Source organism: Afipia sp. GW821-FHT04G03, from assembly GCF_059419985.1.
Map to the genome: position 1 here is coordinate 332,510 of NZ_JBWKSV010000004.1, position 25,046 is coordinate 357,555.

The window sequence follows — 25,046 nt, forward strand, 5'->3', positions numbered from 1 at the left end:
CATTTGAGACTATCCCTGTCCCGACGTACTTTCCCTGCCATAGGTGTGGCGGAATCGTGCCGTCACCGATGTTTTTTAAGGGGCTTCGATGCGCAAGATTGCTGTTCTCCTTCTCGCTGCCGCAGGCATCAGCCTGGCAGGCGCGGCTTCCGCGGCCGATCTCGGCACCGCCCCGATCTATCGCAAGGCTCCTCCCGTCGAAGTCTTCACCTGGACCGGATCCTACGTCGGTCTCTACATCGGTGGTGCTTCGGGCAACACGGTCAGAACGACGGACTCGTTCCTCGGCGCAACCACATCGTATGACCTCGGCTCGAGCGTCATCGGTGGTTACACCGGCGGCTACAACCTGCAGCTCTCACCCAGCTGGCTGATCGGTTACGAAAGTGAAACCGGTTACATGAAGCTGAAGGGTTCGGCCCTTTATCCTGGCACGGCCCTGAATGCGGCAACCGAAACCGGAAGCCTCTACAGCGTCTGGGCTGCCCGCCTCGGCTACGTCATGGACAAGTCGCTGCTGTACGTGAAGGGCGGCGCGGTTCTGACCCGCTTCGACAGCTCGTCGCGCAACGGCACGGTCAGCGATCACGAGTTTGAGTTCGGCTACGCCGTCGGCGGCGGCTGGGAATATGCTTTCGCTCCGAAGTGGAGCGTCAAGGCCGAGTATCTCTACCTCGGCTTCGACAAGGATCTGTCGTTTGGACCTCCGGGCCTGGTGGCGACCAGCCACTTCGGCGGCGTCCACACCGGCAAGGTCGGCGTGAACTACAAGTTCGACTGGTTCAGCCTGCTGCGCTGATCTCAGCGCACGGCGCAAAAAGTTCAAAACCCCGGACACAGTCCGGGGTTTTTCTTTTTCCGCAGATCTTTGTCAGCCTCGCTTTGTCGGCATGTCATGTCGCGCGGCTAGGTTGCGGCTCCTCACCCCACCAAGGAGCCGATCATGGAACTGAAAGCAGGCGACGTCGTCATTCTCAAATCCGGCGGTCCGGCTTTGACCGTTGCCGAAGTCACCGACGAGTTGGTCGAATGCGTCTGGATCGGCGAAGAAGGCGATCTGTTCCGCGAAAAACTTCCCGCCTCCGTTCTCGAAGTCGCTCACATCGACACCTCCGACGATGAGGATGAGCAGGACGAAGACGAGGAGAGTGAAGACGAGGACGAAGACGAGGATCACCACGCGAAAAAAACGGCGGAACTCGCCTAAGTCGCGGCGGCAACCGTCACATCAAAGCCGATGATCCCGCGTGAATCGCCCGACGGTGTCATCGGCGATGGTTTTCAGCGCCGACTCGTCGAGCGGAAACTGCATCGCCAGCCAGGCGTCCTCGGCGAGTGTCAGAACATGACCGAGCGCCGGTCCCTCGGCGATACCGCGCGCGATGAAATCGGCCGCCTTCAGCGGGAACGCCGGAGCCATCCAGCGATCCGGCAGCGTCGCAAACTCACGCCATGACGGCGAAGCTGCGTCACGCCCCGCCCGTGCCCAGGCCAGCATGATCCGGTCCCGATAACGCGCGTCACCGAGGCGATACAACCGCCGCTGGGCGACGGTCTCATCCATGCCGACAAGCCGCCACCAGCGGTGGCCCATCGAATCCAGCCGCTTGGTCTCGATATTGGACAACCGCCAGCGCTGCGACAGGCGTTTCGCATCTTCGGTCACCGCAATCGTCAGCGCGCCGAGGCGACGCACCGGATCCGCCTCGAGACCGAGTTCGCGTTCCGCGGCGATCATCCCGGCGAACGCGCCGTGATAAACGACACCCGCCGTCAGCCGCAGCAGCAAACCGGCATCGTCCATCATCACCAGCGCCGATGCGGCCTCCTTCGCGACCACGAGCTTCAGCATTTCCATGCGGATGCGCTCGGCGGAAAGACCGGCAAGACCGTCGCGTCCGGCGATACAGGCCTCGTATCCGGCACGATCCGGCGCGCCCTCGCCGTAAGCCGCATGAATGCGGAAAAACCGCAGGATGCGCAGATAGTCCTCGGCGATACGCTGCGACGGCTCGCCGATGAAGCGCACGCGCCGCGCCTCGATGTCCGCCAACCCACCGACCTCGTCATGAACCGCACCGTCCTGCGTCACCGACAATCCGTTGATGGTGAAGTCGCGGCGCAGCGCGTCGCGTTTCCAGTCGCGCCCGAATGCGACCTTGGCCTTGCGCCCAAAGGTCTCGATATCTTCGCGCAGCGTCGTGACTTCAAAAGGCTGGCCATCGATCACCAGCGTGACCGTGCCATGCTCCACACCGGTCGGAACACTTTTGATATGCGCGAGCCTGGCGCGGCGGATCACTTCCTCGGGTAGCGCCGTGGTTGCAATGTCGATCTCGCCCACCGGCAGTCCAAACAGCGCATTACGAACCGCGCCGCCGACCACGCGGGCTTCCTCACCATCTGCGTTGAGAAGCGCGAGCACGCTCGCGGCCGGGCCGGACGTCAGCCACGCAGCGTCACGCAGCACGCGGGCGGCGCTCATTTCTCGGTCCCCGGAACAAGCTTGCCGTTCTCGATGCGTGCCGGAGTGTAGGTCGCGCCCGGAGGCGCGCCGGAGAAATGCGCCAGCAGCACCAGACTGACGATCACGAGCACGAACGCTCCGACCGCCAGCTTGCCGACGACATGCAGCGGCCATGACGACTTGACCCAGACGTTCGATCGGCTCGCGAAAAGAAACACCGCATAGACCGCGAATGGAATGAGGAAAATCGCGATCTCGGTGAGAACAGGACGGATCATGAAAGATAGATCCGTTCGTAAAGCGCGCGCAGCATGCCAGCGGTCGCGCCCCAGATGTAGCGCTCCTCGAACGGCATCTCGTAGAACGAGCGTTGCATCCCGCGGAATTCCTTGCTGCCGAGCTTGTGATTGACCGGGTCCATCAGAAACGCCAGCGGCACCTCGAACACATCGTCCACTTCATTCGGGCTGATGGTGAGATCGAATCCCGGCCGCACCCTCGCCAGCGTCGGCAATATCCGGAAGCCGAAACCGGTCGCGTAGACATCGAGATACCCGACAGGATCGATGAAGTCGCGCTTGAGTCCGATTTCCTCATCGGCCTCGCGCAACGCCGCGTCCATCGGCGAGGCGTCGGTTGCGTCGATCTTGCCGCCTGGAAACGATATCTGCCCGGCATGTTCGTTGAGATGTTCGGCGCGTTTGGTCAGCAGCACGGTCGGCACATCCCGCTCCACGATCGGTATCAGCACCGCCGCGGGACGCACCGGGCGCTCCTTCGCGATAATCTGCAGCATGGCGTCGGTGCCGAAATCGCCGGTCGGCGCGAGCACGTCGGCATCGGTCAGTCCCGGCGGCACATCGAAGTTCAGCCGGGCGCGGGCCCGGCGGAAGAATTCGCCGGAGCTCATATCGAGCGGAGCGATGCTGGCGGATGCAGCGTCCTTCAAAACACTTTTCGTCAACCCAAACCCTCGTTCGTCAAACCGGATCTCTTGCTTGCGCCGCGTCGGCCATCGAAAAGAACTCGCCGCCGGACATGACCCCGAACATCTCGTGGCCGTCCACGACTCGCACCTCACCCATCTCGACCAGATCATAATAGAGCGCGCGCGTGACCTTTGCCCACAAATCGGCGCGAACGTGAAGATAGGGCGTCAGTCCGCCACCGGCGGCTGCCTCGAATCGCAGGCGATGATCGCTGTCACATGACACCCAGTCCTCGACATTGGTGCGAAAGCGCAACGTCCGCGCCGCACCCTCGCCGTCCTTCTCCATTTCCACCGCGAGAAACGGCGCGTCATCGACGCGGATGCCGACCTTCTCAACCGGCGTCACCAGAAAATACTTGCCGTCCTCGCGCTTGAGAATTGTGGAAAACAGCTTCACCAGCGCCGGCCGGCCGATCGGCGTGCCGAGATAGAACCAGGTGCCGTCGGTTGCAATCCGCATGTCGAGATCGCCGCAGAACGGCGGATTCCACAGATGGACCGGCGGCAGACCTTTTGTCGCAGCACCACGCGCCGCCTGGGTCAGGCCGTCGAGGCGCTGAACCGGATTCGGTTCCTGTTTCTGCCCTTGGTTCGCCATTGTTTACCCTGACCGTTGACGCTTCTGTTTGGCACGTTTGCCGCTGTTTGGCACGGATGGTGCAAGTCCGAACCAGACGTGGAACGGTGAAAACAACGGGCAAATTCTCAACACTGCCCTGCGGGATTACTCGCCACATCGTGATGAGTTTCAAGTCCCCCGGCCGGTAAGGTGGGGACAGCCTGAATCCGGGAATACATAAGAGAATACATGGCCTTTGCATCGGTTTAGCATGGGTCAACACGAAGCAAGGAGCGACCAATATGTCTGGCGCAGACGGTGTCGAGAAACTGGAAGACGTGATCGTACGCTCGGCCGAGCAGATCGCGGGCAACATCAGGACGGCCCGCGAAGCGGTCTCGACCGTCATCTTCGGTCAGGAACGTGTCATCGAAAATGCGCTGGTCACGATCCTGTCAGGCGGACACGCCTTGCTGATCGGCGTCCCCGGTCTCGCAAAAACCAAGCTGGTCGAAACGCTGGGTATCACGCTCGGCCTCGACGCCAAGCGCGTGCAGTTCACGCCAGACCTGATGCCGTCAGATATTCTCGGCGCGGAAGTGCTGGACGAAAGCGCGACCGGCAAACGCTCGTTCCGCTTCATCGCGGGACCGGTGTTCGCACAACTCCTGATGGCGGACGAAATCAACCGTGCCAGCCCGCGCACGCAGTCCGCGTTGTTGCAGGCGATGCAGGAGCAGCACATCACGGTGGCCGGCGCGCGGCACGATCTGCCGAAACCATTCCATGTGCTCGCGACCCAGAACCCGCTGGAACAGGAAGGCACCTACCCGCTGCCGGAAGCCCAGCTCGATCGCTTCCTGATGGAAATCGACGTCGAATATCCCGACCGCGATGCCGAGCGCCGTATCCTGTTTGAAACGACAGGCGCCGAGCAGGCAGTGGCGAAAGCCGCAATGACGGCAGACACACTACTCACCGCGCAGCGGCTGGTGCGCCGTCTGCCGGTCGGCGACTCCGTGGTTGAAGCCATTCTGTCGCTCGTGCGGTCCGCGCGTCCGGGCGACGACAATGGCGACATCGGCAAATCGATCGCATGGGGACCCGGTCCCCGCGCCAGCCAGGCGCTGATGCTCGCCGTCCGTGCCCGCGCGCTGCTCGACGGCAGGCTCGCCCCGTCGATCGACGACGTGCTGGATCTGGCGGAACCCGTACTGAAGCACCGCATGGCGCTGACCTTCTCGGCGCGCGCCGAAGGCCGCACCATTCCCGAAGTCATCAAGCAGTTGAAGGCACGGATCGGCTGATGGCAGCACGGCCGCAACCAGCACTCCAGGAGATCGAAGCAGTCCGACGTGCCGATGGTGAAAGCCGTTCGCTCGCCGCGTCCCTGCCGCGTCTCGTGCTGGAAGCGCGCCGCATCTCGGCCAACGTCATCCACGGCCTGCATGGACGCCGCCGCGCCGGCACCGGCGAGAGTTTCTGGCAATACCGCCGCTTCGTCTCCGGCGAAGCCTCGCAGAACGTCGACTGGCGGCGTTCGGCACGCGACGATCACCTGTATGTTCGCGAGCAGGAATGGGAAGCCGCGCACACGGTGTGGCTGTGGCCGGATCGCTCGAAGTCGATGGCGTTCGCATCGAAGACCGCGCGCGACAGCAAACTCGAACGCGCGCTGGTGGTGACCTTCGCACTGGCGGACCTGCTGGTGGCCGGCGGCGAGCGCGTCGGCATTCCCGGCCTGATGAATCCGAGTTCGAGCAGCAACATCGTCGACAAGATGGCGCAGGCGATCCTGCACGACACCGTCACACGGTCGAGCCTGCCGCCCGCGTTCGTGCCGTCCGCGCTGTCGGAAGTCGTGGTGCTGTCGGACTTCTGGTCGCCGATTGGCGAGATCCGAACCATGCTCGGCGGGCTGTCATCGTCGGGCACGCATGGTACGCTGTTGCAGGTCGTCGATCCCGCTGAAGAAACATTTCCCTATTCGGGCCGCGTCGAATTCGTCGAACCCGAAGGCGGCGAGGTCATCACCGCGGGCCGCGCCGAAGCCTGGGCCAAGGATTATGTCGCGCGGGTCGATGCCCATCGCACCGCCATCCGCGAGGAAACCAACAAGCTCGGCTGGCTGTTCTCGACCCACACCACGGATCGCTCGGCTGCCGAACTGCTGCTCTATCTTCACAGCGGCATGATGGTCGCCAAAGGAAGTGGAGGCCGCGTTGCCACCACCGCGGGGCGCTCCGCATGATGGGCCTGCCGCTGTCCTTCGCCGAACCTTGGCTGCTGGCTGGCCTCCTGAGCCTTCCCGCTTTGTGGTGGCTGCTGCGCGTCATGCCGCCGCGCCCGCGCCGCATCGATTTTCCGCCGACGCGGCTGCTGTTCGACATCGCACCGAAGGAAGAAACCCCGTCCCGCACGCCGTGGTGGCTGACACTGCTACGCCTGCTTGCGGCCGCACTCGTGATCCTCGCCGCGGCGGGACCGATCTGGAATCCGAGCGAAGGCGTGACGCGCTCCAGCGCGCCGCTGGTGTTGCTGCTCGACGACGGATGGAGCGCCGCCGCCAGCTGGGAGGCGCGCATCAAGAGCGCCGACGAACTGATGTCCAACGCGGAGTCCGACCGGCGCGCCGTCGCCATCGTGCCGCTGTCGGAGAGCACCCGCGACATCACGCTGATGCCGGCCGGAACCGCGCGCGTCGCGCTGCGCCAGCTTGCGCCGAAGCCTTACGCCGTCGAGCGCGTGGAAACCCTGCCGGCGCTGGCGCGTTTTCTCGCCAAGACCGGCGACGGCGAGATCGTCTGGCTCAGCGACGGCATCGATACCGGACGCGGCAGCGAGTTCACCGAAGGATTGACCAAAACGATTCAGGATCGCGTCTTGACAATCGTCGAGGGCGGCACGCCGCCGGCGCATGCGCTGGTCGCAGCCGAGAACGCCGCAGCGAAGATGACGGTGAAGGTCTTGCGCGCCAACGGTAGTGGCGGCGACACGGGTCTGGTGCGCGCGCTCGACCAGAAAGGCTCGCCGATCGGCGAGGCGAAGTTCGCATTCGGCTCGCAGGATCGCGAGGTCGAGGCGAGCTTCGATCTGCCGGTCGAACTGCGCAACGACATCGCGCGGCTTGAAGTGAGCGGCGAGCGCTCGGCCGGTGCTGTTCAACTGCTTGACAAGCGCTGGCGGCGGCGCGCCATCGGCATCGTCTCCGGTGCGACCAGCGACACCGCGCAGCCGTTGCTCGCCTCGACATTCTATCTCACGCGCGCGCTGGCGCCGTTCGCCGATGTGCGACTCGGTGAGCGCGGCGCGCCCGCCGTGGCCATTGGACAATTCCTCGATCAGAAGCTGCCGATGATCGTGCTGGCCGATGTCGGCACACTATCGCCGGACATTCGCGACCGCCTCAACGCATGGATCGCGCAGGGCGGCGTGCTGGTGCGCTTCGCCGGGCCACGTCTCGCGGCGGGCGATGACGATCTGGTACCGGTCAAATTGCGCCGCGGCGGACGCAGCCTCGGCGGCAGCCTCACATGGGAGAAGCCGCAACCCCTCGCCTCCTTCGCTGCCGATGGGCCTTTCGCCGGCCTTGCCGTGCCGAAGGACATCACCGTGACCCGTCAGGTCCTGGCCGAACCGGACCCGGCGCTCGCATCGCGAAGCTGGGCTTCGCTGGCCGACGGCACGCCGCTGGTCACCGGCGAGCACCGCGACAAGGGCGTGGTCGCGCTGTTCCATATCAGCGCCGATATGCGCTGGTCGGATTTGCCGATGTCTGGCACCTTCGTCGAGATGCTGCGACGAATCGTCGATATGTCCGGCTATACGGCCAACGCAGGCGCAGGCGTCGCCACCGAGGGCAGTGCGGAGACTGTTGCGCCGATCCGCACCCTCGACGGCTTCGGCGCGTTCGGGCCGCCGCCGTCCACCGCGAAGCCGCTGCGCGCGGACTATCGCGACCGCGCCACCCTCGATCATCCGCCCGGCTTCTACGGACCCGCCGACGGTCCGCTCGCGGTGAATACGCTCGCAGCAGCAGACCGGCTCGCACCGCTCGACACGTCCGCATTGAAGGCGCAGCGCGCGACTTACACCAATGCCGAACCGCGCGACCTGCGCGGCATCCTGCTCTCGACCGCGCTGGCGCTGTTTCTGATCGATGCGATCATTGTCGCTATTCTCGGCGGCGGGCTCGCAGCGTTAATGAGACGCCGTGCCGCGACAGCGGCGCTCGCGCTCGCATTCGCGCTCGCCTCCGTCGCGGGCATGCCTGCACCGTCTCATGCGCAAGCGCCGAAAGCTCCGCCCGCAACTGCGCCGGCAAGCAAGTCCGCGCCTGCAAGCAATCCCGCTGCGGATGACTTCGCGATCAAGGCCGTGGCCCAGACCCGCCTCGCCTATGTCGTCACCGGCAACGCTGACGTTGATTCCATCGTCAAGGCGGGCCTCTCCGGACTGACGCTGTTCCTCGCGCAGCGCACCGCGCTGGAGGCCGGCGAGCCGGTCGGCGTCGATCCGGCGCGCGACGAACTCGCCTTCTTTCCGCTGATCTACTGGCCGGTGGTCACCGGCGCACCGAAGCCGTCGCAGGACGCCATCAACAAACTCGACGCCTATATGAAACAGGGCGGCACCGTGTTGTTCGACACCCGTGACGCGGTCGAAGCGCCGCCGGGTCCGGGCGGTGAATCGCAGACGCCGGGCATGTTGACACTGCGCGAAATTCTTTCCTCGCTCGATATTCCCGAACTCGAGCCGGTGCCGCGCGAGCACGTGCTGACCAAAACGTTCTATCTGCTGCGCGACTTCCCCGGCCGGTTCAACGCCGGGCAAACCTGGGTCGAGACCCTGCCGCGCGTCGAGGACGAGGATGCCGCCGACCGGCCCGCACGCGGCGGCGACGGCGTCTCCCCGATCATCATTACCTCCAACGATCTCGCCGGCGCATGGGCGATGCGGGCCGACGGCCAGCCGATGCTGCCGCTAACGCCAGGCGATCCGCGCCAGCGTGAGTTCGCGTTCCGCGCCGGCGTCAACATCGTGATGTACACGCTCACCGGCAACTACAAGGCCGATCAGGTGCACGCTCCGGCGCTGATCGAACGGCTCGGGCAGTAATATGCAGTACGGTATCGCTTTCGCTCCCCTCGTCCCGACGCTCGTGCTGTGGATCGGCCTTGGCGCGATCCTTGTCATCGCGGCCGTACTTCTGTTGGCGCGGGCGCGCGGGGCTGCGGTGCGCGTTGCAGCGCTGGCGCTCATCCTGCTGGCGCTGGCCAATCCGTCGTTCACGCGCGAGGAGCGCGAGCCGCTAACCTCGGTCGCGGCCGTCGTGGTCGACAAGAGCCCGAGCCAGAATTTTGGCGAACGCACCAAGGAGACCAACGAGGCACGCGAGGCGCTGGTCGCCCGGCTCAAAGACGTCAAGGGACTTGAGGTCCGCGTGGTCGAGGCAGGTCAGGCCGACGGCGAAACCGACGGCACGAAACTGTTTTCCGCCGTTCAATCTGCACTGTCCGACGTACCCACCGATCGCGTCGCCGGTGCGTTTCTCGTCACCGACGGCCGGGTGCATGACATTCCCGCCAATGCCGCGGCCATCGGCTTCAACGCGCCGGTCCATGCGCTGGTCACCGGCCGCAGCAACGAGCGCGACCGCCGCATCGCTATCGTCGCCGCACCTCGTTTCGGCATCGTCGGACAGACCCAGTCCATCACCTATCGCCTCGACGATCAGGGCGTGACCAACCAGAGCGCACGCGTTGTCGTGCGCCGCGACGGCGATGTGCTCAGCGAGCGCGCGGTGCGCAGCGGCGAGCAAGTCAGCGTCACCATCGACATTCCCCATGCCGGCCCGAACATCGTCGAGATCGAAGCCTCGAAACTCGAGGGTGAACTGACGCCGGTGAACAACCGCGCCGTGGTGTCCATCGACGGCGTGCGCGACAAGCTGCGCGTGCTGCTGGTGTCGGGCGAGCCACATTCCGGCGAGCGCACCTGGCGCAATCTTCTGAAGTCCGACGCCAGCGTCGATCTGGTGCATTTCACGATTTTGCGTCCGCCCGAAAAACAGGACGGCACGCCGATCAACGAACTGTCGCTGATCGCTTTCCCGACGCGCGAACTGTTCCAGCAGAAGATCAACGAGTTTCAGCTCATTATCTTCGACCGCTACGCGCGGCAGGGGGTGCTGCCGATCTCGTATTTCGACAACATCGCGCGCTATGTACGCGGCGGCGGCGCTGTGCTGGTCTCGGCTGGTCCTGACTATGCCAGCCCCACCAGCATCTGGCGCACGCCGCTGGATACAATCTTGCCAGCCGAGCCGGTTGGCGTCAGCGAAAAGGCCTTTACGGCGCGGCTCAGCGACATCGGCAAGCGTCACCCAGTGACACGCGGACTGGAAGGCGCCAACAGCGAGCCGCCGCACTGGAGCCGCTTCTTCCGCCTGATCGACACCCGCAATCCGACCAACCCGCCGATCATGGAAGGCGCCGACGGCAAGCCGCTGCTGCTGCTCTCGCGGCAAGGCGAAGGCCGCGTCGCGCTGCTCCTGTCCGATCACATCTGGCTGTGGGCGCGTGGTTATGAAGGCGGCGGCCCGCATCTCGACCTGTTGCGGCGGATGTCGCACTGGCTGATGAAACAGCCCGAACTCGATGAAGAAGCGCTGCGGCTGAAAGTCGAAGGCCACGATCTCGTCGTGGTGCGTCAGACCATGGCGGACACCGTGCAGCCCGTCACAGTCACCTCACCATCGGGCACCACGCGGCAAGTGACACTCGCGGCCGGCGACCCCGGCGAGTGGCGCGCGTCAGTCAATGCCGACGAACTCGGCCTGTGGCAGGCCACCGATGGCGCACTGAAGGCGCTGATCAACGTCGGTCCGGTGAACCCGAAGGAATTCGCCGAAGTGACGTCGACGACCGAAGCACTGCGTCCGCTGTTGCAGACCACGGGCGGCGATGTGCGCCGCGTGGCCGACAGCGGAAGCATTGATTTGCCGCGCGTGTTGCCGGTCCGCGCCTCGACGGTGTTTCGCGGCGAAGGCTGGCTTGGCGTCAAGATGCGCGACGCCAGTGTCGTGCGCGGCATCGGCGTGCTGCCGATTTTCGCCGGCCTGATCGGACTGCTGCTGCTGCTCGGCGCGTTCGCAAGCACGTGGTTGCGTGAGGGACGCTGAGCCGCTCGACATCAGCCATTGACCGACTGGGCCAATGGCCGGGCAGCGTGGATTGGTGACGGCAAAACCACACCCGCCGGTCGCTGAACGCCTTCCGCTCTTTGCCGTGTTGACACCCTCCCCCCGACCGGCGATGTTATATTGTAACATCTGGACCCGGCCTTCAGCGCTGAGCCCGGAGGTATGGGGCGCATTGCGCGATGAACTGGCTGAGATCAAAGGCAAAAAGGCTGTCGTTGCTGGCGCTGTTCGCGCTGGCGCTGCAGCTTGGCTTGTCGTTCGGCCATTTCCACCACGATACCGCCGTCGCCGGAATTGCGGCTTCGACAAACCAGTCGCAGGCATCCACGCCGGACACCGACCACGGTCAGGACGCCCATCGCGACCTGTGCGCCATCTGCGCCACCGTTGCGATGGCGAATACCCTCGTCACTACGGCGGCGCCGTCGCTGCCTGTGCCGCTGGCGATCACCGCGCTCCGGACCGGCTCTTATCCTGAAGCCGTCGCGGCCGATACCCGCCGCGCCGCATTCCGGTCCCGCGCGCCTCCCCGATCCCCGCTCGAATAGTTGTCCGTTCCCGACGTTCGCCGCGATGGCGTTCACGGGACATTCGAGGTTAGCCGCACGATTCCCCAAGACGGAAGCGGCGGTGTCAGGATCACAGCATCATCATGTCGCACAAAATCATTCGCGCCTCGCTGGCCGGCAGCTCAGCCGTCGCGATGGCGCTTCTCATCACGAGTGCAGCGCAATCCCAGCAGGCCGAACCGTCCGCGCCGTCCGCCGGTGAAACACTGCCGGAAATCGTTGTTCAGGCCCCGAGCCCGATCCAGCGGCCGCACCGGCATCGCGCCGAACCCGGCCGCACCACCGTTGCAGCCCCGGCGCCCGCAGCATCCGCGCCAAATCCGGAGACCTACGCGGGCACGCTGCCGATTGTCGCTGACCAGTTCGCCACCGTCACCGTCGTGCCGAACGAGGAAATCCGTCGCAGCGCCGCGTCCACGCTCGGCGATCTTCTGAACAACAAGCCGGGCATCACCGGCTCGTCCTTTGCGCCCGGTGCATCGAGCCGCCCGATCATTCGCGGGCTCGACGTCAATCGCGTAGGCATCGTGGAGAACGGCATCGGCAGCAATGGCGCGTCCGATCTCGGAGAAGATCATTTCGTGCCCATCGATCCGCTGTCGACCAACCAGATCGAGGTAATCCGCGGACCGGCGACGCTGCGCTACGGATCGCAATCGATCGGCGGCGTGGTCAGCGCCAGCAACAACCGCATTCCCGAAACGCTGCCGTGCAGCGCGGTGCCGTCGATTCAAACCTACGGATATTCGGTGAAGGCCCCGCAACTCTCGGCATCGAATCCTTGTGCAAGTTTCGAGACGCGAAGCTCACTGTCGAGCGTCGACTTGGGCCGCGAGGGCGCGGTGCTGCTCGATGCCGCCGGCAATAACGTGGCGATTCATGCCGACGCCTTTGCCCGCAAGACCGAAGACTACAGCGTTCCAAACTCGCCCTATCGCTTCGATCCGGCGCGGCCGTTCACCGGCAAACAACCGAATTCATCGACACAATCCGATGGCGCATCGATCGGCGGCTCCTATTTCTTCGACGGCGGCTTCATCGGCGCGGCCATCCAGCAGAACAACAGCATCTATCACATCCCCGGCATCGACGGCGAAGAGCACCGCACCCGCATCAGCGCGCGGCAAACCAAGCTGACGGTCAAGGGCGATTACCACCCGGATAGCAAGGCTATCGACGTGATCCGGTTCTGGGCCGGCGCCACCGATTACAGGCACAACGAAATCGGCCTTGCCGATCCCGCGATCTTTTCCAGCGACGGAGTGCGCCAGACCTTTACCAACAAGGAGCAGGAAGGCCGCATCGAGGTGCAGCTTGCGCCGTTCAATCTTCGCTTCGCGGCGCTGACCACCGCTGTCGGCGTGCAGGCGTCGCATCAGGAATTGACCGCGCCGAGCCCGGATGATCCGGGCAGCCCGCTCAATGGCCTGTGGGATCCGAACAAGAACACCAAGATCGCCGGATACGTTTTCAATGAGTTCAAGTTCAGCGACGTCACCAAGGCGCAGGTGGCCGGGCGTATCGAGCACGTCAATCTGAGCGGCACCACGCCGGGCTTCGTTCCGGAGTTGTTCGATCTCAATGTCGATCCCGCCGGCATCGGCGGCCCCACCGCGCGCAACCTCAACTTCACGCCGAAAAGCGGCAGCGTCGGCCTGATCCAGAATCTTCCCTGGAATCTGGCGGCCAGCATCACCGGTCAATACACCGAGCGCGCGCCGAAACCGGCGGAGCTGTTTTCGCGCGGCGGCCACGACGCCACGGTGACCTTCGATATCGGCAACCCGAATCTCGGCATTGAAACCGCGAAGTCGCTCGAGGTCGGGTTGCGGAAGGCGACGGGGCCGTTCCGCTTCGAACTCACCGGCTATGTCACGCGGTTCGACGGGTTCATCTATCGGCGGCTGACGGGCAACACCTGCAAAGATGTTGTGTGTCAGCTTGGCGCCGGGCTTGAACTCAACCAGGCAATTTATTCGCAGAAAGACGCGACCTTCCGCGGCGGCGAATTCCAGTTCCAGTACGACGTGCTGCCGGTCTGGGCCGGCCAGTTCGGTGTCGAGGGACAGTATGACATCGTGCGCGCCACCTTCACCGACGGCACCAACGTGCCGCGGATTCCACCGCAACGTCTCGGCGGTGGCATCTACTATCGCGACGCCAACTGGCTGGCCAAGGTCAACCTGCTGCACGCGTTTGCACAGAACGACATCGGCGGCATCGAGACATCGACGCCGGGCTACAACCGGCTCAGGGCCGAACTCAGCTACACGACGAAACTCGCCAAGGCCGATTGGTGGGGCGCGAAGGAATTCACCTTCGGTGTCGTCGGCGACAACCTGCTCAACGAGGACATCCGCAACTCCGTTTCGTACAGCAAGGATGAAGTCCTGCTGCCGGGCCTTGGCGTGCGGATGTTTGCGAATGTGAAGTATTGAGCGATCTCACCGCATGGTCGTCCCCGCGAAAGCGGGGATGACATGGGATGTGTGGCTCAGCGGGGAGCGGGAGCGAATGTCCAGTCCGGCCGGATCGCGCCGCTGACGCCGTCGAATGCGCCATCGGCAAGTTCGCACACCAGCAGCCGCGCGTGATCGACCGGGCCGGGCATCGTCACCTGCCCTTTCGGAATCCGCTTGAAGCCGACGCGGCTGTAATACGGCTCGTCGCCGACCAGCAACACGAGACGATGCCCCTTGGTCCTCGCGTCCTTCAGCGCACGGTCGAGCAACGCCCGGCCGACACCACGGTCGCGAAATGGCGGTTCGACCGTGAGCGGCCCGAGCAACAGCGCCGGTGTATTGCCGATGCAGACCGGCAGTTGCCGCACCGAGCCTACCATCAGCGTGCCGATCCGAGCCGTGAATGAGAATTCGAGCAGATGATCGACATGTTCGCGCAGCCGGTAGGCGCTGAGCGCGTAGCGGCCCGGCCCGAACGTGCGTTCGTGCAGGCGCTCGATGGCCTGCGCGTCGCCGGCGGTTTCGGCCAGTATGGTCAGGGAAAGATCGGACATGCTGGATCGCGAATTAGCATCTGACGCGGGCTGGGTCCACATCACTGAACGTCATGCGCGGGCTTGACCCGCGCATCCATCACAAACGCCCCATCAGAAAGATGGATTGCCGGGTCATAGGCGAGCGGAAGCGACGCCGTTCTTCGAACGGCCAAGCCCGGCAATGACACTCAAAACCCTAAATCCAGTCCTCGGTCAAAGGCCGGTTTTCCAGCACCTCGGCGATCCGCGCCCTCGTCCCCCGGGTGGTCTCGGGCGGCAGGTCCGCCGCGCTGAAAAACCCGCAAGCCACGATCTCATGATTGGGCTCCGGCATCCGGTCCTGCCGATACTGGCGCACGACGTAGACCGCGACATGGTCGCGCGGCGATATCCGGCGGTTGAAAAACAGGCCATGCAGGAGCGGCTCGCCGGTCATCTCGATTCGGCCCTCCTCGATCAGTTCGCGCCTGAGTGACTCCAGAAAGGTCTCGCCGGTCTCGACGCCGCCGCCGGGCAGGTGCCAGCCGGAGACGTAGCTGTGCTTGACCAGAAACACCCGGTTCTCGCCGTCGAGCACGACGGCGCGGACACCGAGCGTCATCCCCCTGGCAAACCGCGAATAGAAATGGAAGACGCGGCGCAAAACAGGCTCGAACCGCAGCCGGACATCGTGAATGGTCATCGTGCGAGATTCCGTCCGGCGATCATGCTATGCAGGCGCATCCAGACAGAAGTCGAAGGACGCGAGAGTGGTGGCGAACCCGGGCGTGATAGCATTTCAGTCCCTGACGGTCACGTTTCAATGACGGCTTTCGTGCTTGCCCATCTGTCCGATCCCCACCTCGGCCCGATGCCGCGGCCGCGCCTGCGCGAACTCGCCGGCAAGCGCGCGATCGGATATCTGAATTGGCAGCGCAAGCGCCATATGATCCATCGCCGCGACGTGCTGAGCGAAATCGTGGCCGACATGCACGCGCAGCAGCCCGACCACATCGCCGTCACCGGCGATCTCGTCAACATTGCGCTGCCGCTGGAATTCTCCGAGGCGCGCACGTGGCTGGAAAGCGTCGGCGCGCCGCAGAACGTCTCGCTGGTGCCGGGCAACCACGACGCCTATGTGCGCGGCCTGCACGAACATTTCCCGCATGTATGGGCGGACTATCTTCGCGGCGACGGCGCCGCATCGAACAGCGACGCGGTGTTTCCCTATCTGCGGCGCAGAGGCCCGCTGGCGCTGATCGGCGTTTCCACCGCCGTTCCGACCGCGCCGTTCATGGCGACGGGGCGGCTCGGTCGCGCGCAACGCGATGATCTCGACGTGTTGCTGCCGCGACTCGCGGAAGAAAATTTATTCCGCGTGCTGCTGATTCATCATCCGCCTGTGACAACACCCGGCCGCTGGGCTGCGCGATTGCGCGACTCGGATGAATTGCTGGACACGATCGCGCGTCATGGCGTCGAACTCGTGCTGCATGGCCACGATCACCGCCACGCCACGGTCTGGCTCGACGGGCCGCGCGGACATATCCCGGCGATCGGTGTGCCGTCGGCATCGGCCATGGCCCACGGGCACAATCACCCGGCGGCCTACAATTTGTTCTCGGTGCAACGGGACGGTAATGCGTGGCGCTGCGATCACCGCGTGCGCGGATTTGAGAATGGATCGCTCGGCACGATCAAAAACGAGAAGCTGATTTAAATTCCGCGCAACGCCATCACCAGCGCGAAGCCGAACAGCGCGGCAAGGCCTGCCGCGAATCCGAACGCGAAGGTCCACATTCCGCTGCGGCGCTTTGCCGGGAAGGCGGCAGCAGCGGCCACCGGCGCCGGAGCGGGCGTCACCACCATCGCGTGTTCCCGCTCGATCAGGCGGCGTGCGATATAGTCCGTCACGGCATCGACCATCACCGGCACATCATGCGATTCGGCGATGACGATGCGGCCAAAACGCGTGTCCTGCACGAACCGGTAGATGCGCTTGTCGCGACCCATGACGACGTGCGCGACGGCGTCGATCCACAGCCGTGGTGTATCGCCCTGGCTGATGCCGCGATCGAACAGATCGACGCCTGCCGGAATCTCCGAGAACAGCGAATCGAGCGCCTCATGCAGAATTTCAAGACGGGCGACCTCGGCATCGCGCAGATCGACCACCACGCCGGTCCGGTCGGCGGCCTCGATGCGCGCCTTCCGCAGGGCGTCCCGCAGCCGGACGGGGGCCGTTTTGACGGCCGAATCGTTGGGGGCGCTCTGTTCCGCCATGCCTGTGTACCTTGTGGCTTAAATACCTTTGTTCTGACCCCCTTAATCTATCAGTAACCCTATCCCCCGCAAGCGTCCCTGACCTTTGCCGTGACCCTGCTTTGGAAAAAAAGACGGCCCTGTCCGGAATCGGAACAGGGCCGCTGAATGGGGCGGGCGACGAACCCCGCCCGGGAGACGTTTAAGCCGTCGCGCGGCTCGGTTCTTCCACGATGGAGAAGCGAACGCCTGCACGGTGACGGTTTTGCTCCGACACTTCCTTCCAGGCGTCCTCAGCCTCCTTGCGGGTCTTGAACGGGCCCTGGACCTGGGCCGACCCTTCCACGAGTTTGTGGAAGTTCATCGAACCGAACTCGCCACCAATCACCCAGAAATTGCTGCCACTCATTTGAGCCTCCGTTAGTTAGCTTGAAGTGCAATAGTTCTGCCGAGATCCGATCGTCAGCCGAACTGGTTCATCGTGTTGTGAGCGCCGCCCGCCTTCAGGGCCGCCTCGCCGGCGAAGTATTCCTTGTGGTCGTCGCCGATGTCGGAGCCGGCCATGTTCTGGTGCTTCGCGCAGGCGATACCCTGGCGGATTTCCGCACGCTGAACGTTCTTCACGTATCCGAGCATGCCCTGTTCGCCGAAATACTCCTTCGAGAGGTTATCCGTCGACAGCGCCGCCGTGTGATAGGTCGGCAGCGTGATCAGGTGGTGGAAGATGCCAGCGCGCTTGGACGAATCCGCCTGGAAGGTGCGGATGCGCTCGTCGGCTTCAATCGCGAGTGGCGTCTCGTCGTATTCCACCTTCATCAGCTCGGCACGATTGTACTTGCTGACGTCCTTGCCGTTTTCCTTCCAGGCATCGTACACCTGCCAGCGGAAATTCAGCGTCCAGTTGAACGACGGCGAGTTGTTGTAGGCGAGCTTGGCATTCGGGATCACCTTGCGGATACGGTCGACCATTCCGGCAACCTGCTCGATATGCGGCTTCTCGGTTTCGATCCACAGCAGGTCGGCGCCGTTCTGCAGCGACGTGATGCTGTCGAGAACGCAGCGGTCCTCGCCCGTGCCGGCGCGGAACTGATAGAGGTTGCTCGGCAGGCGCTTCGGACGCAGCAGCTTGCCGTTACGGCTGATGATGACGTCACCGTTACCGATCTTGGACGCATCGACCTCTTCGCAATCGAGGAAGCTGTTGTACTGGTCACCGAGGTCACCCGGCTTGTGGCTGACAGCGATCTGCTGCGTGAGACCGGCGCCGAGCGAGTCGGTGCGGGTCACGATGATGCCGTCGTCAACGCCCATTTCGAGGAACGCGTGGCGGCAGGCACGAATCTTCGCGAGGAAAACCTCGTGCGGAACAGTCACCTTGCCGTCCTGATGGCCGCACTGCTTTTCGTCCGAAACCTGATTTTCGATCTGCAGGGCGCATGCGCCTGCCTCGATCATCTTCTTGGCGAGCAGATAGGTCGCTTCGGCATTGCCGAAGCCCGCGTCGATGTCGGCGATCACAGGCACGACGTGGGTCTGGAAGTTGTCGACCTTCGCGATCAGCGTCGCTTCCTTGGCCTTGTCGCCAGCCTTACGCGCGGCGTCGATCTCGCGGAAGATATCGTTGAGTTCGCGCGAGTCGGCCTGACGCAGGAAGGTATAAAGCTCTTCGATCAGCGCCGGCACCGAGGTCTTCTCATGCATCGACTGATCCGGCAGCGGACCGAACTCGGAACGCAGCGCGGCGATCATCCAGCCGGACAGATAGAGGTAACGGCGATCGGTCTTGCCGCCGAAATGCTTCTTGATCGAGATCAGCTTCTGCTGGGCGATGAACCCGTGCCAGCAACCCAGCGACTGGGTATACTTGGTGGGGTCGTTGTCATACGCCTCCATGTCCGCGCGCATCACGGACGCCGTATAGCGGGCGATGTCCAGACCGGTCCTGAAGCGGTTCTGCAGCCGCATACGGGCGACGGCCTCGGCGGTCACGCCGTTCCATGTGCCCTTGTCCTTGAGGAGGGCTTCGGCCGCAGCGATTTCGCTCTGATAGGAAGCCGGCCCCTGAAGTGCCTGGTCGGTGATATTGCGCGATTGATAATTCATGGTGGTGATCCCTTGTGGAGTTGCCACCGTTTCAACGCATCGCGCGGTCAATCGCTAGGGACTCCGAAGATAACTTGTCATACTTTACAAATATCCGTTGTTATGATGTAATTAGTTTACAATTTCGCTTATTAGCAAGGTGACCGCCGTGGCCACGTCGACAATCCGTTCGGTTTTTATGGGTCCGCGGCTGCGGCGGCTGCGGCGCGATCTGGGGCTGACGCAGTCCAACATGGCGGCCGATCTGGATATCTCGGCACCTTATGTCGCGCTTCTGGAGCGCAATCAGCGGCCGGTGACGGCTGACATGCTGCTGCGCCTCGCCCGCACCTACAAAATCGATCTGGCGGATCTCGCGGGCGACGGGGGCGCGGATCATACCGCGCGCATGCAGGCGGTTCTCAAGGAGCCGATGTTTGCAGACATCGATATTCCCTCTCTTGAAATCAGCGATATCGCAATCGGCTATCCGGGACTGGCGGAAGCATTCCTGCGGCTCTACACGGCCTACCGCGAAGAACAGCTTGCGCTGGCGGATCGCAAGGAGCCGGCGGCGGGGACCGCATCGCGTTCGCGCCGGGGCGGTCTGGACGTCAACGATCCGGTTGCGGAAGTCCGCCGGTTTCTGGCTGCGCGCAAAAACAACTTCGCGGATCTCGACGACGCCGCCGAAAAGATTTTGCATGGTCCTGCGGACACGAACTGGTTTATCGAGCGGCTGACCACGCGCCATAAACTTCGCGTTCGCCATTTGCCGCCGGACGTCATGATCGGCGCTGTCAGACGGCTGGATCGTCACCGCAAGGAAGTCCTGTTTGACGACTCGCTCGACACCGCGAGCTTCAACTTCCAGCTGGCCCAGCAACTCGCTTATCTCGAATTTGAAGACGAGATCGGCACAGCGCTGAAAGCCGGCCAATTCACCTCCAAGAGCGGCAAACTGCTGGCGCACCGGTCGCTCGCGAGTTATGCCGCCGCGGCGCTCATCATGCCGTATTCCGCATTCGCGAAAGCCGCGGAGACGCGCCGTTACGACATCGAAGCGCTGGCGCGGCAGTTCGGGACCAGCTTTGAACAGACGGCGCATCGCATCACGACGCTACAGAGACCGGGCTCGGAAAAGGTTCCGTTCTTTCTGATCCGCGTCGATCCGGCCGGCAATATTTCCAAGCTGCTCGATGGCGCCGGCTTCCCCTTTGCGAAGCACGGCGGAGCCTGTCCGCTATGGTCGGTGCACGGGGTCTTCAAAACACCGCGCCAAATCGTGACGCAATGGCTGGAGTTGCCGGACGGTCAGCGGTTCTTTTCCATCGCCCGTACAGTCACCGCCGGCGGGGGCTCGTTCGGGGCCGCGCGGGTGGAGCGCGCCATTGCGATTGGCTGTGCGGCTGAACACGCCAAAAAACTGATTTATTCCACCGATGAATCCGGACCGCGCGCGGATGCACCCACGCCGATCGGCGTCGCATGCCGTGTCTGCCATCGTCCGACATGCGCTGCGCGATCTGAACTTCCGATCGGCCGTGAACTGCTGCCCGACGATTACCGGCGACTCAACGTTCCATTCGGATTCTCATCCGACTGATCGCTTGTGACGCGTGGCTATGTTTTCTATCCTGAGTTCGTTCCGCAGCTTGCTCATTGACTCGATTTCTCCCGCACCCTTCTCAATCCTCACCATCAGGATGCAGCATCTTTTCATGACCAGATTCATTCCCGCTCTCGTGATCGCGATGAGCCTGCTTGCAACGTCCGCCTCCGCCCAGCGGGGCGCGTCATGCCATGGGGGACAGAGCTTCGATCAGTTTCTTGCACAGTTGAAGCAGGACGCCGTCGCCGCCGGCGTGTCGCAGCGCGCGATCGCTGCCGCCTCGCCTTATCTGGTCTACGATCAGAGCATCGTGAACCGTGACCGCGGCCAGCGGGTGTTCGGCCAGATCTTCACCGAGTTCGCGGGCCGCATGGCGTCGGAATCGCGGAGAGTGCGGGGCCAGCAACTGATCCAGACCCACGCACAGGCTTTTGCGCGCGCCGAAAAGGAATACGGCGTTCCGCCGGCAGTGATCACCGCGTTCTGGGCGCTGGAAAGCGACTTCGGCGCAATCCAGGGCAAGCTTTCGACACTGCGCTCGCTGGTGTCGCTGGCCTACGATTGCCGCCGCGCGCAGATGTTTCACGATGAGACCATCGCCGCGTTGAAGATCATTGACCGTGGCGATCTTTCGCCCGCCGAAATGATCGGCTCATGGGCCGGTGAACTCGGCCAGACGCAGTTCCTGCCACGCCATTACTTCGACTACGCCGTCGACTACGACGGAAACGGACATCGAGACCTGCTGCACAGCGCTCCCGACGTCATTGGTTCCACCGCGAACTACATCGCGACCGGATTGAAATGGCGGCGCGGCGAGCCGTGGTTACAGGAAATCCGTGTGCCCACGAATTTACCTTGGGATCAGGCCGACCTCACCATCAAGCACCCGCGCTCCAAGTGGGCGGCGTGGGGCGTAACTTTTGCTGACGGGCGTCCGCTGCCGAAGGACGATCTGCCCGCCTCCGTGTTGCTGCCGATGGGCCGCGACGGACCGGCGTTTCTCGCCTATGCGAATTTCGCCGCCTACACGGAGTGGAATAACTCGCTGATCTATTCGACCACCGCGGGTTATCTCGCGACCCGTATCGCGGGAGCAGCCCCGATGCGCAAACCGGCGACCCCGGTGGCGCAATTACCGTTCAACGAGATCAAGGAATTGCAGCAGTTGCTCGCGCGGCAGGGCTTCAATGTCGGCAAGATCGACGGCATTCTCGGCCAGCAGAGCCGCATCGCGATCAAGACCGTGCAGACGAAATACGGACTTCCCGCCGATTCATGGCCGACCGCCGAGTTGCTGGCGCGGATGCGTGGCGGACCGCGCTGAAGTTCGCGCTCGCGGTCCCTTGTAAGCGCAGGGAGAACATCTAGATCGGGCAAGCCTGCTTCACGGCAAGAATTTTCCCCTGAAAGGTCACCCATGTCATTCTACGATGGTTCGGCTCCGGTCTTTATCCATACGCTGACAGCCCTGTCCGCCATTCTTACCAAAGCGGAAGCCCATGCCGCCGCCAACAAGATGGCGCCCGGCGAATTGCTAGAGGCCCGGCTGCATCCGTCGATGTATCCGCTGACCAGACAGGTCCAACTTGCGTGCGATTTTTCCGGCAAGGCCTGCGCGCGTTTCACGCAAACCGAACTGCCTGTGATGGCCGATACCGAAACCACGTTCGCGGAATTGCAGGCGCGGATTCAAAAGGTGATCGCCAATATCAAGGCGCTGCCTCCCGAAAAATATGAAGGCGCGGAAAAGCGCGAGATCACCTTCCCGGTCGGTCCCGGCAAAACCATGACCATTCCCGGTCAGCAGTTTCTCAATCACTCCGCGATGCCGCAGTTCTTTTTTCATGCCACGACCGCCTACGACATTTTGCGACACAAGGGCGTCGAGCTCGGCAAGCGCGATTTTCTCGGCGTGGCATAACGAAACGGCACCTTTCAACCAACCGAAGCCGAAGCGGCAGATCATTTCTGCCGCTTCGGCACCGGTTCCGGACAAATCGTTCTCCCGATCCTTGCGGACGCCGGTCCTGGCGGCAAAGACATGCCTGCCATCCAGCACGGTCGAATCTGAACTTTTCAATCAGCCGTGACTTGCCTTTTCGAGCGGGCGACACTTACATGCATCTGCATAGAAATCTCGTTTCAGGAAAGAGCCGCCATGTCCGCTTCCAAATTGTTTGAGCCCTTCAAGCTGGGCGCTGCAACGCTGACCAATCGATCTGTCATGGCCCCGCTGACGCGCAACCGCGCTGTCGCGGGCTTCGTGCCCAATCCGCTCGCCATCGAATACTACGGCCAGCGCGCGTCGGCCGGGTTGCTCGTCACCGAAGCGAGCCAGGTGTCGCAGCAAGGCCAAGGCTATCAGGACACGCCCGGCATCTATTCGAAAGAGCAAGTCGCAGGATGGCGGAAGGTGACGGATCGCGTGCACGAACGCGGCGGCCACATCTATATCCAGCTCTGGCATGTCGGACGCATCTCGCACACCTCCTTGCAGCAGAACGACGGCGCACCGGTTGGACCTTCCGCGGTTCGCGCCAAGGGCAAGACTTTCGTCGGCGGCACGTTTGCGGACGTATCCGAACCTCGCGCGCTGGAACTGAACGAAATTCCCGGCATCATCGAGAGTTTCAAGCGCGCCTCGGCCAATGCGCTGGAAGCCGGTTTCGACGGCGTCGAAATCCACGGTGCGAACGGCTATCTGCTCGACCAGTTCGCCAAGGATGGCGCCAACAAGCGTACTGACGCCTACGGCGGCTCGATCGAGAACCGCGCGCGGCTGATGCTGGAAGTCTCGAAAGCGGTAGCCGCCGAGGCCGGCGCAGACCGCACCGGTATCCGCATCTCGCCGGTGACGCCGGCCAATGACATTTCCGACAGCAACCCGCAGCCGCTGTTCGAGCACATCGTCGATCAGCTCAACGCCTTGAAGCTTGTCTATATTCACGTCATTGAGGGCGCGACCGGCGGTCCGCGCGATGTCGCGCCGTTCGACTACGACAGCCTGCGTAAGCGCTTCAGCGGCGCCTATATCGCCAACAACGGCTACAATTTCAAACTCGCGACCGAGGTGCTGGAGAAGAACAAGGCCGACCTGATCGCGTTCGGCAAGCTCTTCATTTCGAATCCAGATCTGGTCGAGCGCCTGAAACTCGGCGCGCCGCTGAACGACTTCGACAAGGCGACGTTCTATGGCGGCGGCGCCAAGGGCTACACCGATTATCCGGTGTTGGGGCGTCAGGCCGCAGCCGAGTGAGTACCGCAGGAATACATCGCTGAAAAAGGCCGGGAGCAATCCCGGCCTTTTCTACAAACTGGATGTTCAAACCGCTGCCGGTTCCAGATCCAATCGTCCCGCAAGAAACCGCGTCGCGGCGCGCTCGGCGTCTCGCGCGTTCTTGAAAATCTTGCCGTCAAGCGGATTGAACTTGTGAACGGCAGCGAAAAAACGGAAACCCGCTTTCTCACGCACGACAATGCCGGCGGCTTCCGAACTGACTTCGATGATGTAGGTATCTGACATAGCTATCCCGCCGGAGAATCCGGTTCCTCTGTCGCACTAACGCTGAATGTTCGAAAAGGTTTCAGGGGCGACAGGACCGACACGCGCCCGTCGCCGCATGAACATGCCGGGCCGAGAAGCCCGTGCTGCACATCCATCCACCGATCAAGCCGTTTGGCGTCATGTCCAATCTCTCGGGCCAAGCCTATAGGTGCTTCGCGCGACAGTTTTATAACCTAAATGCCCAAGCGGCGGGAGACGGGAAGACGTCTTGTTGTAAAATAGCAATGCGACGCGCGCACGAGACGAGGAAACGGGACGAAAGAATTCGCCCAACGGTCAATGACGCGAAAAATTTCCTAGCTTTTCCGGCTGATTTCGCCCGTCAGGCGCTGACAGCAGCCGGGTCGCGCCGGATCGCCTGCGGATGTCCCTGATCGTCGATCGCGACGTAAGTATAGTTCCCGTCAGTCACCAGAATCGATTTTGATTCGTTTCGCCGCTGCACCCAGGCGGCGACATGCACGGTGATCGATGTTCGCCCGAGACGAACCAGTGATCCGTAGACCGAGACGACGTCGCCAACATAGACCGGCTTGCGAAACGTCATGGCTTCAATCGCAACCGTAACGGCGCGGCTCTGCGTGACTTTTGAAGCGAAGATACCGCCTGCAATATCCATCTGACTCAGCAGCCAGCCGCCAAAGATGTCGCCATTCTGGTTGGTGTCGGCCGGCATCGCCATAGTGCGAATCGAAAGATCGCCCTGCGGCTCCGAAGGGGGCGCCGGGGCATGGATGGGCGTGTCAGTCATCAAT

24 protein-coding genes are annotated in these 25,046 nt (G+C 63.2%); 13 read left to right on the plus strand and 11 right to left on the minus strand.

Annotation, left to right across the window (positions count from 1 at the left end; all coding sequences use genetic code 11):
- The first annotated feature begins 88 nt into the window (after nucleotides 1-88).
- Both AC07UB_RS19705 and AC07UB_RS19710 read left to right on the plus strand, forming a co-directional pair.
- Nucleotides 89-799, plus strand: coding sequence for an outer membrane protein (locus tag AC07UB_RS19705; protein WP_492792101.1), 711 nt, complete (start codon nucleotides 89-91; stop codon nucleotides 797-799).
- A 144-nt stretch (nucleotides 800-943) separates the two neighbouring features.
- On the plus strand, nucleotides 944-1,207 hold the full coding sequence (locus tag AC07UB_RS19710; RefSeq protein ID WP_492792100.1) for a YodC family protein: 264 nt from the start codon (nucleotides 944-946) through the stop codon (nucleotides 1,205-1,207).
- Between the two features lie 21 nt (nucleotides 1,208-1,228).
- Here AC07UB_RS19710 and AC07UB_RS19715 read toward each other — a convergent pair whose 3' ends face one another.
- The 4 genes from AC07UB_RS19715 to AC07UB_RS19730 all read right to left on the minus strand — a co-directional run bounded on the left by AC07UB_RS19715 (nucleotide 1,229) and on the right by AC07UB_RS19730 (nucleotide 4,056).
- Nucleotides 1,229-2,485, minus strand: coding sequence for a CCA tRNA nucleotidyltransferase (locus tag AC07UB_RS19715; RefSeq protein ID WP_492792099.1), 1,257 nt, complete (start codon nucleotides 2,483-2,485; stop codon nucleotides 1,229-1,231).
- Nucleotides 2,482-2,745 carry a DUF6111 family protein gene (locus AC07UB_RS19720; protein WP_492792098.1) on the minus strand — a complete coding sequence of 88 codons (264 nt, stop codon included), beginning with the start codon at nucleotides 2,743-2,745 and terminating at the stop codon, nucleotides 2,482-2,484. Before AC07UB_RS19720 ends, AC07UB_RS19715 begins: the two co-directional genes overlap by 4 nt.
- Nucleotides 2,742-3,377 carry a CoA pyrophosphatase gene (locus AC07UB_RS19725; protein WP_492792781.1) on the minus strand — a complete coding sequence of 212 codons (636 nt, stop codon included), beginning with the start codon at nucleotides 3,375-3,377 and terminating at the stop codon, nucleotides 2,742-2,744. The genes AC07UB_RS19720 and AC07UB_RS19725 overlap by 4 nt, the downstream gene beginning before the upstream one ends.
- A 70-nt stretch (nucleotides 3,378-3,447) precedes the next feature.
- Nucleotides 3,448-4,056, minus strand: coding sequence for a DUF1285 domain-containing protein (locus tag AC07UB_RS19730; protein ID WP_492792097.1), 609 nt, complete (start codon nucleotides 4,054-4,056; stop codon nucleotides 3,448-3,450).
- Between the two features lie 263 nt (nucleotides 4,057-4,319).
- Here AC07UB_RS19730 and AC07UB_RS19735 point away from each other — a divergent pair, with 263 nt between their 5' ends.
- From AC07UB_RS19735 to AC07UB_RS19760, 6 genes are all read left to right on the plus strand, one after another.
- Nucleotides 4,320-5,324 carry an AAA family ATPase gene (locus tag AC07UB_RS19735; protein WP_492792096.1) on the plus strand — a complete coding sequence of 335 codons (1,005 nt, stop codon included), beginning with the start codon at nucleotides 4,320-4,322 and terminating at the stop codon, nucleotides 5,322-5,324.
- Nucleotides 5,324-6,268, plus strand: coding sequence for a DUF58 domain-containing protein (locus AC07UB_RS19740; protein ID WP_492792095.1), 945 nt, complete (start codon nucleotides 5,324-5,326; stop codon nucleotides 6,266-6,268). Before AC07UB_RS19735 ends, AC07UB_RS19740 begins: the two co-directional genes overlap by 1 nt.
- Nucleotides 6,265-9,135: a DUF4159 domain-containing protein gene (locus tag AC07UB_RS19745; RefSeq protein ID WP_492792094.1), complete on the plus strand. Its 2,871-nt coding sequence runs from the start codon at nucleotides 6,265-6,267 to the stop codon at nucleotides 9,133-9,135. Before AC07UB_RS19740 ends, AC07UB_RS19745 begins: the two co-directional genes overlap by 4 nt.
- Nucleotide 9,136: 1 nt before the next feature.
- Nucleotides 9,137-11,200 (plus strand): hypothetical protein, encoded by a 2,064-nt coding sequence (locus tag AC07UB_RS19750; RefSeq protein ID WP_492792093.1) that lies wholly within the window; start codon nucleotides 9,137-9,139, stop codon nucleotides 11,198-11,200.
- Between the two features lie 200 nt (nucleotides 11,201-11,400).
- The gene (locus tag AC07UB_RS19755) at nucleotides 11,401-11,769 is read left to right on the plus strand and encodes a DUF2946 family protein (protein WP_492792092.1); all 369 of its coding nucleotides are present in this window, start codon (nucleotides 11,401-11,403) and stop codon (nucleotides 11,767-11,769) included.
- A gap of 104 nt (nucleotides 11,770-11,873) precedes the next feature.
- Nucleotides 11,874-14,228 (plus strand): TonB-dependent receptor, encoded by a 2,355-nt coding sequence (locus AC07UB_RS19760; RefSeq protein ID WP_492792091.1) that lies wholly within the window; start codon nucleotides 11,874-11,876, stop codon nucleotides 14,226-14,228.
- A 56-nt stretch (nucleotides 14,229-14,284) separates the two neighbouring features.
- Here AC07UB_RS19760 and AC07UB_RS19765 read toward each other — a convergent pair whose 3' ends face one another.
- A complete protein-coding gene (locus tag AC07UB_RS19765) occupies nucleotides 14,285-14,806 on the minus strand; it encodes a GNAT family N-acetyltransferase (protein ID WP_492792090.1) in 522 nt (173 codons plus the stop codon).
- 178 nt (nucleotides 14,807-14,984) lie between these two features.
- The gene (locus tag AC07UB_RS19770; protein ID WP_492792089.1) at nucleotides 14,985-15,470 is read right to left on the minus strand and encodes an NUDIX domain-containing protein; all 486 of its coding nucleotides are present in this window, start codon (nucleotides 15,468-15,470) and stop codon (nucleotides 14,985-14,987) included.
- 120 nt (nucleotides 15,471-15,590) lie between these two features.
- Here AC07UB_RS19770 and AC07UB_RS19775 point away from each other — a divergent pair, with 120 nt between their 5' ends.
- Nucleotides 15,591-16,487, plus strand: coding sequence for a metallophosphoesterase family protein (locus AC07UB_RS19775; RefSeq protein ID WP_492792088.1), 897 nt, complete (start codon nucleotides 15,591-15,593; stop codon nucleotides 16,485-16,487).
- On the opposite strand, the gene AC07UB_RS19780 is transcribed toward AC07UB_RS19775, so the two are convergent.
- From AC07UB_RS19780 to AC07UB_RS19790, 3 genes are all read right to left on the minus strand, one after another.
- A complete protein-coding gene (locus tag AC07UB_RS19780; RefSeq protein ID WP_492792087.1) occupies nucleotides 16,484-17,050 on the minus strand; it encodes a hypothetical protein in 567 nt (188 codons plus the stop codon). The two genes, AC07UB_RS19775 and AC07UB_RS19780, sit on opposite strands and share 4 nt — an antisense overlap.
- Before the next feature lie 181 nt (nucleotides 17,051-17,231).
- Nucleotides 17,232-17,438: a DUF4170 domain-containing protein gene (locus AC07UB_RS19785; protein WP_492792086.1), complete on the minus strand. Its 207-nt coding sequence runs from the start codon at nucleotides 17,436-17,438 to the stop codon at nucleotides 17,232-17,234.
- A gap of 53 nt (nucleotides 17,439-17,491) precedes the next feature.
- Nucleotides 17,492-19,132, minus strand: coding sequence for an isocitrate lyase (locus tag AC07UB_RS19790; RefSeq protein ID WP_492792085.1), 1,641 nt, complete (start codon nucleotides 19,130-19,132; stop codon nucleotides 17,492-17,494).
- A 148-nt stretch (nucleotides 19,133-19,280) separates the two neighbouring features.
- Here AC07UB_RS19790 and AC07UB_RS19795 point away from each other — a divergent pair, with 148 nt between their 5' ends.
- From AC07UB_RS19795 to AC07UB_RS19810, 4 genes are all read left to right on the plus strand, one after another.
- Nucleotides 19,281-20,717: a helix-turn-helix domain-containing protein gene (locus tag AC07UB_RS19795; RefSeq protein WP_494653934.1), complete on the plus strand. Its 1,437-nt coding sequence runs from the start codon at nucleotides 19,281-19,283 to the stop codon at nucleotides 20,715-20,717.
- Nucleotides 20,718-20,832: 115 nt separating this feature from the next.
- Nucleotides 20,833-22,050 (plus strand): lytic murein transglycosylase, encoded by a 1,218-nt coding sequence (locus AC07UB_RS19800; protein ID WP_494653933.1) that lies wholly within the window; start codon nucleotides 20,833-20,835, stop codon nucleotides 22,048-22,050.
- 93 nt (nucleotides 22,051-22,143) lie between these two features.
- Nucleotides 22,144-22,647, plus strand: coding sequence for a DUF1993 domain-containing protein (locus tag AC07UB_RS19805; protein ID WP_494653931.1), 504 nt, complete (start codon nucleotides 22,144-22,146; stop codon nucleotides 22,645-22,647).
- A gap of 237 nt (nucleotides 22,648-22,884) precedes the next feature.
- A complete protein-coding gene (locus AC07UB_RS19810; RefSeq protein WP_492792081.1) occupies nucleotides 22,885-23,982 on the plus strand; it encodes an alkene reductase in 1,098 nt (365 codons plus the stop codon).
- A gap of 66 nt (nucleotides 23,983-24,048) precedes the next feature.
- On the opposite strand, the gene AC07UB_RS19815 is transcribed toward AC07UB_RS19810, so the two are convergent.
- On the minus strand, nucleotides 24,049-24,249 hold the full coding sequence (locus AC07UB_RS19815; RefSeq protein ID WP_492792080.1) for a hypothetical protein: 201 nt from the start codon (nucleotides 24,247-24,249) through the stop codon (nucleotides 24,049-24,051).
- Between the two features lie 364 nt (nucleotides 24,250-24,613).
- The gene (locus AC07UB_RS19820) at nucleotides 24,614-25,042 is read right to left on the minus strand and encodes an acyl-CoA thioesterase (protein ID WP_492792079.1); all 429 of its coding nucleotides are present in this window, start codon (nucleotides 25,040-25,042) and stop codon (nucleotides 24,614-24,616) included.
- Nucleotides 25,043-25,046 lie beyond the last annotated feature (4 nt).